Here is a 12,867-nt window from a genome sequence, read left to right on the forward strand (position 1 = left end):
GAGGGAGCTTAGTTGCATGAGTCAGTACAAAAAATGCGATGCTTGAACATAGTTTGTTTCTGAAAGCGGGCAAATCATGGATCGTCTTCAAGCAATGCGCGTATTCGTCACGGTCGTCGACCTCGGCAGCCAGTCGGCCGCCGCCGATCATCTGGACCTGTCACGGCCGGTGGTTTCACGCTATCTGGCGGAACTGGAGGACTGGGTCGGCGCCCGGCTGATGCACCGCACGACCCGCAAATTGAGCCTGACCGCTGCCGGCACCGAGATGCTGCCCCGCTGTCGGCAGATGCTCGAGTTGTCCAACGACATGCAAGCCGCCGTCAGCGAGCCGGACGATGCACCGCGTGGGTTGCTGCGCATCAGCGTCAGCACTTCGTTTGGCCAGGCACAACTGGCGGACGCCATGGCGGCCTACGTCAAACGTTACCCCGGCGTCAGCATTGATCTGCAAATGCTCGACCGCACCGTGAACCTGGTGGATGAACGCATCGATCTGGCGATCCGCACCAGCAACGACCTGGACCCGAACCTGATCGCCCGACGGCTGACGGTGTGTCGCTCGGTAATCTGCGCCTCCCCTGCCTACCTGCGCGAACATCCGGTGCCGCAGCGGGTGGAGGACCTGAGCCAGCACAATTGCCTGACCCACTCCTACTTCGGCAAAAGCCTTTGGCATTTCGAGGAGGACGGCGAACCGGTCTCGGTGCCGGTACAGGGCAATATCAGCGCCAACGAAGCCAGCACCTTGCTGCGCGCAACCATCGCCGGCGCGGGGGTGGCGATGCTGCCGAGTTATCAGGCGGGTGTGCATATCCACAGCGGCGAACTGATCCGCCTGCTACCCCAGGCCGAACCCCGGCAGATGAACATCTACGCGGTGTATGCGTCACGCAAACACATGCCGGCCGCGCTGCGCAGCGTGCTGGATTTCCTTGTTTTAAGGTTCCCGGAAGAACCGGAGTGGGATATCGGCCTGTAACTCGCCGCAACACCGCTCCCACAGTGGGACCATCAGTGTTCTGAATATCGGGGTAGATACGATGCCGCTTTAGTGGCAACTCACCGGCGCTGACCTATGCTCAAAGTAATACCCAAGGGTATTTCGTTCAGAGGTCCACGCCATGAACATCAAAACAAGAAGATACCTCACCATTTTCATCACCTGCGCGGTGACGCTGGCGCTGTATGGCACCGCGGCCTGGCGGGTCGAGCAGGCACGGCAACTGCCCCGTGAGTTTGCGAGCTGTAACTTCGAACGCTGCATCCCCCACAACGCGACCCTCAACGCCCTGCGTTGACGAAGGGGATCAGGCCTCGCTGTCCTGATCGGCCTTCAAGCGGTCGCGAAACGCCTTGGGCGAAATCCCCACGCGACGCCGGAACAGGCGCGTGAAGTTGGTCGGATCGGAAAAACCCAACACGTCGGACATTTCGTAAATGGTCATGCTGGTGTAGGTCAGCAACCGCTTGGCCTCCAGCAATTGCCGTTCGTGCATGATCTGCAACGCCGGCTGTCCCGCCAGTTCACGGCACGTGCCGTTGAGGTGGGACACGGAAATCCCCAGCCGATGCGCCAGGTCTTCGACCTTGACGTGCTGGCGGTAAGTCTCTTCCACCAGCTGGATAAACCCGTTGAGGTATTCCCGGGCACGCTGCGGACGCTGGCTGGCGCTGCGACGTGAAATCACCTGCCGACTGACCCAGACCATGATCACGCTGACCAGTGAATGCATGAGCATTTCACGCGCCGGTTGGTGACCGGTGTACTCGTCTTGCAGCGCTGAAAACAGGCTGTTGAGGTAGTCGCCGTCCTTGCCCGCCGGGTAGCTTTCGGCCTGGGCCAGGGCATTCACCGAGTTACCCAGTTGCGCTTGCAGATGGGCGATCAGCGGCGCGGCGAGGGTCAAGACGAACCCTTCAACGTCTTCGGAGAATCGATAACCGTGCACCGACAACGGCGGCAGGATCAGCACGGTCGGCTCGGTCAGTTGCGTGCGTTTACCTTCGATCTCAAGCTCTGCCTGACCTTTGAAGACGAAGAGTAACTGGCACAAATCGGCGTGACGGTGGGGTTTGATTTCCCATTGGTGTTCGCGGCTGCGTTTGGAAATGGTTTCGCAGTGCAGCAAGTCGGGGGTCGGCCAATCCAGGCTTTCACCGTAGAGCTTGAACACTGGAATCGAAGGCAGGTCAGGCTTGTTCATCACTTCAATCCAGGCCTCGGGGGGTTACGGGCGATAATCGCACCGATTGGCAGAAAGAACAGGTATCGGCTCAGTTTTCACCTTCAATTGACAGACTCGCAAGGGAAAAATGCAAGCACTCGATCCATAAAAATAATTCACCGACCATGGTCGCGTGGAGCTTGCGAGTCCTAACAACAATGAAAACGCTGAAAACTCAAATCGCCATCATTGGCGCCGGTCCTGCCGGTTTACTGCTCGGCCAATTGCTGCACAACGCCGGCATCGACACCCTCATTCTTGAACGCCAGAGCCCGGATTATGTGCTCGGGCGAATCCGTGCCGGGGTCCTTGAACAAGGCATGGTAGAGCTGTTGCGTCAGGCCGGCGTAGGTCAGCGCATGGACGCCGAAGGCCTCGTGCACACCGGCTTCGAACTGGCACTCGATGGCCGTCAGGTGCACATCGATCTGCAGGCATTGACCGGTGGCAAAACCGTGATGGTGTATGGCCAGACCGAAGTCACCCGCGACCTGATGGCCGCTCGTCGGGAGGCCGGCGCGCAGACGATTTACGACGCCGTCAACGTCATGCCGCACGGGATGAAAAGCGCAGAACCTTTCGTCACCTTTGAAAAGGACGGCGAGACGTATCGCCTCGACTGCGACTACATCGCCGGGTGCGACGGTTTCCACGGTGTGGCGCGCCAATCGATCCCCGAAGACTGCCTCAAGGTATTCGAGCGGGTCTATCCGTTTGGCTGGCTCGGCATCCTCGCCGACACGCCGCCGGTGCACGAAGAGCTGGTGTACGCCCGCCACGAGCGCGGCTTTGCCCTGTGCAGCATGCGCTCAGCGACCCGTACGCGGTATTACCTTCAGGTGCCGGCCGAGGACCAGGTGCAGGACTGGTCGGATCAGCGTTTCTGGGATGAGCTGAAATTGCGCCTGCCGCCAGCGTTGGCAGCGTCGTTGGTCACCGGCCCGTCCATCGAAAAAAGCATCGCGCCGTTGCGCAGTTTTGTCGTTGAACCGATGCAGTTCGGGCGGATGTTCCTGGTCGGCGATGCCGCGCACATCGTCCCGCCCACCGGCGCCAAGGGCCTGAACCTGGCCGCCAGTGACGTCAGCACGTTGTTCAACATTCTGGTGAAGGTCTATCAGGAAGGACGCGTGGATTTGCTGGAGAAGTACTCCGAAATCTGCCTGCGCCGCGTGTGGAAAGCCGAGCGGTTTTCCTGGTGGATGACGTCGATGCTGCACCGCTTCGACGACCATGACGCCTTCAGTCAGCGCATCAGCGAGTCGGAGCTGGATTACTTTGTCGGCTCCGAAGCCGGTCGAAAAACCATTGCAGAAAATTACGTCGGGCTTCCGTACGAGGCTATCGAATAGCTTGCTATCGACTTACACTGGCGAGCATCCCCGCTCGCCTCGCTCCCGGCGGGTCCATTACTGCCCGCAGGTTCTACCGTGACCAATCTCAACCAGCCTGACACGCCCAAACCGGCCATTCGCAGCGTGCTGATCGCCCTGATGTTGGCGATCTTTCTCGGCGCGCTGGACCAGACCATTGTCGCCGTCTCGATGCCGGCGATTTCCGCCCAGTTCAAGGACGTCAGCCTGTTGGCCTGGGTGATTTCCGGGTACATGGTGGCGATGACGGTGGCGGTGCCGATCTACGGCAAGCTCGGCGATTTGTATGGCCGGCGCAAGCTGATGCTGTTCGGCATGGGCTTGTTCACCCTCGCCTCGTTGTTCTGCGGCATGGCCCAGAGCATGGAGCAATTGGTGCTGGCGCGGATCATTCAGGGCATCGGTGCCGGCGGGATGATTTCGGTCAGCCAGGCGATCATCGGTGACATCGTCCCGCCCCGGGAACGCGGTCGTTATCAGGGTTACTTCAGCAGCATGTACGCCGTGGCCAGCGTCGCCGGGCCAGTGCTTGGCGGTTACATGACCGAGTATTTGTCGTGGCGCTGGGTGTTCCTGATCAATCTGCCGCTGGGCCTCGGTGCCTGGCTGGTGGCCAATCGCACGCTGGTGGGCCTGCCGGTGCCGCAACGCAAACCGGTGATCGACTACCTTGGCACGTTGCTGATGATCATCGGCTTGACCACGTTGTTGCTGGGCATCACCCAGGTCGGTCAGGGTCACTCGTGGCGCAGCGCTGAAGTGCTGGGACTGTTTGCCGGTGCGGTGGTGATACTTGGGTTGTTCGTCTGGCATGAACGTCGCGCGCGGGAGCCATTACTGCCGATGCATCTGTTCGCCAACCGCAACGCGATTTTCTGCTGGTGCACGATTTTCTTCACCAGTTTCCAGGCGATCTCGCTGATCGTACTGATGCCGCTGCGCTTCCAGAGCGTCACCGGCGCCGGGGCCGACAGCGCCGCGCTGCACTTGTTGCCGCTGGCGATGGGGTTGCCGATTGGCGCCTACTTTGCCGGACGCCAGACCTCGGTGACCGGGCGCTACAAACCGATGATCCTGACCGGCGCGGCGCTGATGCCGATGGCGATTCTGGGCATGGCGTTCAGCCCGCCCCAGGCGTTTGTGCTGAGCAGTCTGTTCATGTTGCTGTGCGGGATCGCCAGCGGCATGCAATTCCCGACGTCATTGGTCGGCACGCAGAACTCGGTGGAACAGCGCGACATCGGCGTCGCCACCAGCACCACCAACCTGTTCCGCTCGCTGGGCGGTGCGGTGGGGGTGGCGTTGATGTCGGCGCTGTTGCTGGCGTTGTTGCAGGATTCGAGCTTTGCGCACATTGCCGGTTCGTCGCTGATTGTCGAGGGCAGTTCGGGGAATGTCTTGCTTGACGGTTTGAACGCTGCGCCGGGCGATGCGCAAAACGCCTTGCGTGCGGAGTTGTTGCTGACGTTCAGGCATTTGCTGATGGTGAGCGCGGCGGTGTCGTTGCTGGGGCTGGCGGCGGCGGTGGCGATGCCGAATATGTTGTTGCGGGGGCGGGAAGACAAGGTTCGGTAGTTGGACCGAGTCGTGGCCTTCGCGAGCAGGCTCGCTCCCACAGGGGATCTCTGGCGTACACAACATTTGTAATCACTGGAGATCTACTGTGGGAGCGAGCCTGCTCGCGAAGGGGCCGTTACAGGCGCCGAAGGTTCAAGGGCTGTAATACCCGACAGCCACCAGAAAATGCCCAACTTTTTTCAGGTAGGCATGCTTGTCCTCAACCTTGCTGGTCACCGGGTTTTTCCAGCGGTATTCGTATTCGCCATAATCCTGCTTGGCCATCAATGCCAGGATCGGCTCGCCCACCGGTTTGCCCTCCGGGTCCTTGATCTTGCCGAAGTCGGTGTTGATCAGCCGCAGGTTGGTGCCGTGGGCCACGTAGCGCTGGGTGTCCAGGTCGACGACAAACACGTACAGGTCATCCTGCAGGTAACCGCCCTTGAGGGAATTGATCGCGGTCAGTGTGCCCTTCTCGTCCTTGGCCAGATCGGTCGCGGCTTTGTTCAGCAGCGCCATCGCCTGTTCCGCCGAGGCCCGTGGCAGGTAGTAACCGACCGCCAGAATCCGCTGGCCGACGCGTTGATAGAACACATGCTTGCGCTCGACCTTGCCGTCGGACCAGTTCTGCCAGCGGTATTCCGCCTGCTGGATGCCATTGCCCTCCGGCACTTTCAAGGCGTCCTTGAAAGCTTTCTGCAAGTCCGGCCCAAGGGTCTCGGTGACGTCCCGCCCGATCAACGCCGCCGACGGCCCGCCGCTGGCGAGCATCACGCCCTTGGTATCGACCACGAAAACGTAGCGGTCCTTGTCGACAAACTCGCCCTGACGGCTGAACGCCGCGAAGGCCTTGTCGCCGTTGTCGTGGTAGTAAGCCAGGGCTTTTTCCAGCAAGGCTTTGGCGGCCTGGCTGTCATCCTTTTCCGCCGTGGCGGCGTGAACCTGCCCCAGGCACAGCAACAGCATCCCGCCCAATAAGGCCAGTTTGTGCAGAACCCCCATAGCGCATCCCTCGTTCTTGTCGGTGTTTCAAGAGCGTAGACGGCAATGGGAGATGTACGAGTATTCACCACACCACCACACAGAATCCTGTGGCAAATGGTGTTTGTGTGGCGAGGGGGCTTGTCGGAACGCCGCATCGCCCCGTTCGGCTGCGCAGCAGTCGTAAACGAGGCACCGCGATTTAACTGAAGAGTTGCGGTGGATGGTTTTGGGGTGGCTTCGCCACCCAACGGGGGCAAGCCCCCTCGCCACAGGCAAGCTCCCTCGCCACAGGTATGCCGCAACCTCCAGGCTATTGCCCCCGGGCGCGCAGTTGCTGCTGCAGGTTCTGGATCTGCGCCTGCAGGGTGTTGATGTTGCGCGTGACCTGGCCGCGGAACGCGTCGAACTCGGCGGTATTGGTGGGGTTCTGGGCTGCGGCCGGGCGGTTGTCCTGCTCGCTTTTGAGCACGATCATGTCTTGTTCCAGACGCTCGATCGCGGCGCTTGGATTGCCTTGTTTTTTCAGCGCGACGATATCGGCGCCGAGGCTCTTGAGCTGTGCGTCGAATTTGCTGCTGTCGTCCGGCGCGCTTTTCAGGGCGGTCAACTCGGTGCTCAAGGCTTTAAGCTGCGCCTGCAACTGAGTATTGGCCGTCTGATGCTCGGTGCTCTGGGCGGCAAGTTGCGCCAGACGCTTGTCCAGATCGCTGGTTTGCGCGGTCATCTGCGCCAGGCGCTTGTCCAGATCGGTGGTCTGACCGACGACACCCTGCTGCTGTTTGCTCTGGTCCAGCAGTTTGGATTCCAGGTCCTTGATTTGCAGTTTCAGTGCTTCGCTGTCGCTGGTGACGTTGGTCTGGCTGGCGACGACCTTGCCGGAAATATCCTGCAAGCGCCCCGCCGCTTCCTCACTGATGCGCGCGAAACTTTCCTGGGTGGCGACCAGTTGTTGCTCCATCAGCGAAATCTGCTGAAAACTCCACCAGGCCAGGCCCGCAAACGCAAAAAACAACGCGCCGACCAATGCCCACAGCGGGCCGGTGCTGGCGCCTTTGACCTTCACCACCGGTGTCGGACGCGAATGCACGCTGGTACGCGTGGTGGGCGGAAAATCGTCATCGTCGAGGATGTCGGCGCGCAGGCTCGGTACATCATCGAAATCGTCGTTGGCATCGTTACGCATGGACATTGAGTCAACCTTTGTGGAACGCGGTGATGGCTGTATGCGGCGAGTATAAACCCCACTGCCGCACCGATTGACTCTCTATACCCCACTCGGTTCAGTGCGGGCAGGCAGGTCCTGGCGCGTCAGCGGATGTCCTGGGCCTTCCACCAGCTGCAAAATTCATCGAGGGCGGCCCAGACACTGACTTTCGGATCGTAGTCCAGATAATGCCGGGCGCGGCTGATGTCCAGGGTGAAATTTTTGTTCATCACCTGCATGCCCAGTCGCGACAAGGTCGGCTCGGGACGCCCCGGCCACAGCTTGCACACCCCTTCGTTGAGTGCCGCAACCGTGTAGCCCAAACCGTAGGAACGGTAGCGCGTCACTTGTGGGACTTGCATGTTGCGCATGACGTAATTGACCACGTCCCACAACGGAATCGGCGTGCCGTTACTGATGTTGTAGACCTTGCCCAAGGCCGAGCCGCTGGCGAGCAAACTGCTGAGCAACGCTTCGTTGAGGTTTTGCACGCTGGTGAAATCGACCTTGTTCAGGCCGTTGCCGATGATCGCCAAACGTCCCTTGCGCTGCATTTTCAGCAGGCGCGGGAAGATGCTCATGTCACCCGCGCCCGTGACGAAGCGCGGGCGCAGGGCCAGGGTTTCGAGGCCGAATTCCTGGGCGCCGAAGACTTTTTGCTCGGCGAGGAACTTGGTGGCCGCGTAGGGATGCTTGAAGCGCTTGGGCACTTGCTCTTCGGTCAAACCCAGATGATCACGGCCATCAAAGTAGATCGACGGCGACGACAGGTGCACCAACCGCCGGACCCGCTGCTTCAGGCAAGCTTCAACCACGTTTTCGGTGACCTGGACGTTGCCCTGATGAAAGTCCTGATAACGCCCCCACAGCCCCACCGCCCCCGCGCAATGGACCACGGCTTCGACGTCTGAACACAGCTCGCGCGCCAGTTCCGGGTCGCTCAAGTCGCCCTGAATGAACTCGGCGCCACGGCGCACCAGGTGTTCGACGCTTTCGGCCCGGCGACCGTTGACCCGCACGTCCAGGCCCTGCTCCAGGGCGAAACGCGCGAAGCGTCCGCCGATGAAGCCGCTTGCGCCGGTGACCAGAATTTTCATGTAGTGCTCCGATGTCTTTCGTTTTGCCTGATTCGTGAGTCTTGACGCTGCCCGTCAGTCCAACGGCACCAGCCATTGCTTCGACGAACGCACCAATTGATCGGTCAACAACCCCAGCAGCTGACCGCCATTGCGCCAATGATGCCAGTACAGCGGCACATCGATGGGCTTATCTGGCAAAAGCTCCCGCAAAACACCGCGTTCCAGTTGCTCGCGCACCTGCAGTTCCGGCACCAGCCCCCAGCCGAGACCGGCCTCGGTCAAGCGAATGAAGCCTTCAGACGAGGGGCATAAATGGTGTTCGAAACCGCCGTCGACCCCGAGGGAGGCGAGGTAGCGATGCTGCAGGAAATCGTCCGGGCCAAACACCAGCGCCGGGGTTTTCGCCAATTGATCGGCGCGAACGCCGTCCGGGAAATGGCGCGCGATAAACGCCGGACTGGCCAACGCCCGATAACGCATCGCCCCCAGCAAAACGCTGCGCGCCCCAGCCACCGGGCGCTCACTGGCGCAGACACACGCCGCCACTTCGCCGGCGCGCATGCGTTTGAGGCCGACGGTCTGGTCTTCGACCACCAGATCCAGCAACAGATGTTGCTCGGCACAAAAGTCACCCACCGCCTGCGCCCACCACGTGGCGAGGCTGTCGGCATTCAACGCGATGCGCAGGCGCTCCGGCAGGCCTTCTTCATCCAGCGCCGGCACCAGGGATTGCAAGTCGCGCTCCAGCAAACGCACTTGCTGCACATGGTTGAGCAGACGCCGGCCAATTTCCGTCGGCGCCGGCGGTGTGACCCGTACCAGCACCGGTTGGCCGACCCGCGCTTCCAGCAGTTTGATCCGCTGGGAGATCGCCGATTGCGACAGGCCAAGCACCTGCGCGGCCCGTTCAAAACCGGCCTGCTCGACCACAGCGGCCAAAGCAGAGAGTAATTTATAGTCGAACATCAGTTTTCCTAATGAGCGATCAGCATGATTGGTTTTTCTTATACAGGTTAGCAGCGGAGAATGCCCATCAAGATCTCTTCAACAAGAATCTCTTCATCAAGGAATCCGACATGGCTGGCGAAACGTCATTGGCAACCCTGCTGCGCAGCATGAGCCCGCAACTCAACGCCGGCGAATACGTGTTCTGCACCCTGCGCGACGGCAAACTGCCGGCGGGCCTCGAGATCGTCGGCAGCTTTCGCGAGCAGGAAGGTCTGACCGTGATCCTGGAACGTTCCCACGCCGAACAGGCCGGTTTCAGCTTCGACTACGTCGCGGCCTGGATCACCCTCAATGTTCATTCCGCGTTGGAAGCGGTCGGCCTGACCGCCGCCTTCGCCACCGCATTGGGCAAGGCCGGCATCAGCTGCAACGTAGTCGCCGGCTACTACCACGATCACCTGTTTGTCGGTCAGGCCGACGCCGAACGCGCACTCCACGTGCTGCGGGACCTGGCGGCCAACGCGGAGTAAAAAATATGTGGCAAAGCTATTTGAACGGCCTGTTGGTGGCCGCCGGGCTGATCATGGCGATCGGCACGCAGAATGCGTTTGTGCTGGCACAAAGTCTTCGTCGCGAACATCACCTGCCGGTGGCGGCATTGTGCGTGGTTTGCGATGCCTTGCTCGTCGCCGCCGGAGTGTTTGGCCTCGCCACGGTACTGGCGCATAACCCGACCTTGCTGGCGGTTGCCCGTTGGGGCGGCGCGGTGTTTCTGATCTGGTACGGCAGCCAGGCACTGCGCAGGGCTTTTTCGAAACAGAGCCTGCAACAGGGTGAAAACCAGGCCGTGCGTTCACTGCGTGCAGTGATGCTCAGTGCATTGGCCGTCACCCTGCTCAACCCGCACGTTTATCTGGATACGGTGTTGCTGATCGGCTCCCTCGGTGCACAACAAACCGAGCCCGGCGCTTATGTGGTGGGCGCGGCGAGTGCGTCATTGCTGTGGTTTTTCACCCTGGCGCTGGGCGCAGCGTGGTTGGCGCCGTGGCTGGCCCGGCCGAGTACCTGGAGAATTCTCGACCTGCTGGTGGCGGTGATGATGTTTGCGGTGGCGTTTCAATTAATCGTCACCCCCTGATTATTCCAAAAGGCTCTGGAACCTCTATTCCACACAGTTGTTGCGTGGTTATGCCGCACCCCCGGTGCTATGATCCGATTCCCTGCGCCGCAAAGAGTACAAACTCCCCGGCGCTTGTCTGGCCGCCCGTGATCGGCCTTGCGCTCACCGCAACTGACCTGATTAGGAGAATCATCATGGCTTTCGAATTGCCGCCGCTGCCTTACGCACACGATGCCCTGCAGCCGCACATTTCCAAGGAAACTCTGGAATACCACCACGACAAGCACCACAACACCTACGTCGTGAACCTGAACAACCTGGTGCCAGGCACCGAGTTCGAAGGCAAGACCCTGGAAGAAATCGTTAAATCTTCCTCGGGCGGCATCTTCAACAACGCCGCTCAAGTCTGGAACCACACTTTCTACTGGAACTGCCTGGCGCCAAACGCCGGCGGTCAACCTACCGGCGCGCTGGCTGAAGCCATCAACGCTTCGTTCGGTTCGTTCGACAAGTTCAAGGAAGAATTCAGCAAGACTTCCATCGGCACCTTCGGTTCCGGTTGGGGCTGGCTGGTGAAAAAGGCTGACGGTTCCCTGGCCCTGGCCAGCACCATCGGCGCCGGCAACCCGCTGACCAACGGCGACACCCCGCTGCTGACCTGCGACGTCTGGGAACACGCCTACTACATCGACTACCGCAACGTTCGTCCGAAATACGTCGAAGCGTTCTGGAACCTGGTCAACTGGAAATTCGTGGCTGAGCAGTTCGAAGGCAAAACCTTCACCGCTTAAGATCGACGCCAGACAAAAAACCCGGCTTTTATTGCCGGGTTTTTTTATGGGGTTTGGGAATGCTTGAAAGCGCTGTGGAACTTGGAGAATTGAGTCGACTATCCGGCCGCCTTCGCGAGCAGGCTCGCTCCCACAGTGGTTCTGCGGTGAGCACAGCATTTTTTGTGTGGGAGCGCCTGCTCGCGAAGAACGATAACGCGGTTTACGCCGGATCGACGTTATCCAAGGCCTGGTTCACCGCCAATTCCGCCAGCATGATGATCTGCTGAATCGCCAACACCGTATTACGCTGCGGGCCGATCAGGTGCGCGGCGAAATCACTGGTCATGACGCTCGCGGAGGCCAGTGACTCGCAGGCCTGGACCAGCAGGCTTTCGGTGTCCATGTTCGGGGCGATCATGTACATCGTGCTGGGGCGGCGGGGTTTTTCGGTGTATTGGGATGGGGGATCGAGGTAGTAGTCGAGGGCGCGTTTGATGGCTTCGCGGTCTCGCAGGAGTGCTTCGGACTGGGTCTCTTCGGCGTCTGGGGTGGTGGTGTTCAAGGGTGGATCGGGAATCAATTTGTCCATTGTATTTCTCCAGCGTTGGAGCCTCCACTTGCCGCTTCTCACACGGCGAAGAGGTGGCAGCTATGTGCGAGGTGAGAAGACCGGTTATGGACACCCGGCCGGACCGAAGTCCGCCCGCACACAGCCGCCATAACGCATTTGCTGGCAGCGAATAAGCTGGCGGCGATTATGCGTGTACAGACACTGGATGACCATAAGTTGCCGGGCTCTCACACCCGGTCGCTGAGTTTTCAGCGACAGCCAGAGGTTAGAGACAAGGCTTCCTACCCGACAACCTGAAAAATGCGTGGGAAAGCTCTGTGTTTTTTACACATCTTTCAACACACAAAGATGGAGCGTGGGAACGATCAGTCATGGGGCAGCAGAAAGAGATTGGTCGGTTGTGAGCCCGTCTTCGCGAGCAGGCTCGCTCCCACATTTTGATCGAGGTACATCAGATAGAGATTGGTCGGCTGTCAGGCCGCCATCGCTGGCAAGCCAGGCTCCTACACTAGATCGGTGTACAGCCCTTGCTCCTCACCACTCAACAGGCCGAGCGTTAGCTCGCCTGCAGCTTTTGATCTTGATCCACCCGCCCCCTCGGGAGGCTGAGTGGAGGTGTGCATCCGGGGAGTGGCGCGCAGCGCCGTTCGACGCAGTCGAACACGCTGCATGTAGGTCGTAGCGAAGCAGACCGGAGGGCAGTGTCCCCGGATGGATACCGGAACGAAGGAACGCCGAGCCTAAGCGAGGGGCCGGACGCTCGGGGCGAGACCTTTGGTTACTTTGGGCTGGGCCGGCACCCCGGCGTTTGCCAAAGTGACACGCCGTAAGGGCGGAACCATTAGCGGCCGTTACCGCAGAAATGGATATGTACACCAAGAAAGAGAATGGTCGTCTATCAGGACGCCTTCGCGAGCAGGCTCGCTCCCACATTTGGAATATGTACATCCGCAGAAAACAGGTCAATTGCTGACAATGAAACCAGCCTAACCCCCCTTGCCCCAACGCCATAGCCGGCTACCATCAACCG

13 protein-coding genes are annotated in these 12,867 nt (G+C 60.2%); 7 read left to right on the forward strand and 6 right to left on the reverse strand.

Annotation, left to right across the window (positions count from 1 at the left end; all coding sequences use genetic code 11):
• The first annotated feature begins 76 nt into the window (after positions 1-76).
• The gene (locus tag ACWKV5_RS14905) at positions 77-982 is read left to right on the forward strand and encodes a LysR family transcriptional regulator (protein ID WP_483841838.1); all 906 of its coding nucleotides are present in this window, start codon (positions 77-79) and stop codon (positions 980-982) included.
• Between the two features lie 142 nt (positions 983-1,124).
• On the forward strand, positions 1,125-1,301 hold the full coding sequence (locus tag ACWKV5_RS14910; protein WP_170219114.1) for a hypothetical protein: 177 nt from the start codon (positions 1,125-1,127) through the stop codon (positions 1,299-1,301).
• Positions 1,302-1,310: 9 nt separating this feature from the next.
• On the opposite strand, the gene ACWKV5_RS14915 is transcribed toward ACWKV5_RS14910, so the two are convergent.
• Positions 1,311-2,207 carry a helix-turn-helix domain-containing protein gene (locus ACWKV5_RS14915; protein WP_483841839.1) on the reverse strand — a complete coding sequence of 299 codons (897 nt, stop codon included), beginning with the start codon at positions 2,205-2,207 and terminating at the stop codon, positions 1,311-1,313.
• A 179-nt stretch (positions 2,208-2,386) separates the two neighbouring features.
• Between ACWKV5_RS14915 and pobA the strand changes: the two genes are divergently transcribed.
• Entirely contained in the window at positions 2,387-3,580 is a 1,194-nt protein-coding gene (pobA, locus tag ACWKV5_RS14920) for a 4-hydroxybenzoate 3-monooxygenase (protein ID WP_483841840.1), read from the forward strand.
• A 78-nt stretch (positions 3,581-3,658) separates the two neighbouring features.
• Entirely contained in the window at positions 3,659-5,176 is a 1,518-nt protein-coding gene (locus tag ACWKV5_RS14925) for an MDR family MFS transporter (protein ID WP_483841841.1), read from the forward strand.
• A 135-nt stretch (positions 5,177-5,311) separates the two neighbouring features.
• Here the strand turns inward: ACWKV5_RS14925 and ACWKV5_RS14930 are convergent, their stop codons facing one another.
• From ACWKV5_RS14930 to ACWKV5_RS14945, 4 genes are all read right to left on the reverse strand, one after another.
• A complete protein-coding gene (locus tag ACWKV5_RS14930) occupies positions 5,312-6,160 on the reverse strand; it encodes a cache domain-containing protein (protein WP_483841842.1) in 849 nt (282 codons plus the stop codon).
• Positions 6,161-6,452: 292 nt separating this feature from the next.
• The gene (locus ACWKV5_RS14935) at positions 6,453-7,331 is read right to left on the reverse strand and encodes an ATPase (RefSeq protein ID WP_483841843.1); all 879 of its coding nucleotides are present in this window, start codon (positions 7,329-7,331) and stop codon (positions 6,453-6,455) included.
• A 119-nt stretch (positions 7,332-7,450) separates the two neighbouring features.
• The gene (locus tag ACWKV5_RS14940; protein WP_483841844.1) at positions 7,451-8,443 is read right to left on the reverse strand and encodes an NAD-dependent epimerase/dehydratase family protein; all 993 of its coding nucleotides are present in this window, start codon (positions 8,441-8,443) and stop codon (positions 7,451-7,453) included.
• A 54-nt stretch (positions 8,444-8,497) separates the two neighbouring features.
• A complete protein-coding gene (locus ACWKV5_RS14945; protein ID WP_483841845.1) occupies positions 8,498-9,391 on the reverse strand; it encodes a LysR family transcriptional regulator ArgP in 894 nt (297 codons plus the stop codon).
• A gap of 110 nt (positions 9,392-9,501) precedes the next feature.
• Here ACWKV5_RS14945 and ACWKV5_RS14950 point away from each other — a divergent pair, with 110 nt between their 5' ends.
• The 3 genes from ACWKV5_RS14950 to ACWKV5_RS14960 all read left to right on the forward strand — a co-directional run bounded on the left by ACWKV5_RS14950 (position 9,502) and on the right by ACWKV5_RS14960 (position 11,284).
• Positions 9,502-9,903, forward strand: coding sequence for an ACT domain-containing protein (locus tag ACWKV5_RS14950; protein ID WP_483841846.1), 402 nt, complete (start codon positions 9,502-9,504; stop codon positions 9,901-9,903).
• Positions 9,904-9,908: 5 nt separating this feature from the next.
• Positions 9,909-10,511, forward strand: coding sequence for a LysE/ArgO family amino acid transporter (locus ACWKV5_RS14955; protein ID WP_483841847.1), 603 nt, complete (start codon positions 9,909-9,911; stop codon positions 10,509-10,511).
• 176 nt (positions 10,512-10,687) lie between these two features.
• The gene (locus ACWKV5_RS14960) at positions 10,688-11,284 is read left to right on the forward strand and encodes a superoxide dismutase (protein WP_008034365.1); all 597 of its coding nucleotides are present in this window, start codon (positions 10,688-10,690) and stop codon (positions 11,282-11,284) included.
• 202 nt (positions 11,285-11,486) lie between these two features.
• Here ACWKV5_RS14960 and ACWKV5_RS14965 read toward each other — a convergent pair whose 3' ends face one another.
• A complete protein-coding gene (locus tag ACWKV5_RS14965) occupies positions 11,487-11,855 on the reverse strand; it encodes a DUF6124 family protein (RefSeq protein WP_483841848.1) in 369 nt (122 codons plus the stop codon).
• Positions 11,856-12,867: the final 1,012 nt, after the last annotated feature.

The organism is Pseudomonas oplopanacis (assembly GCF_057128725.1).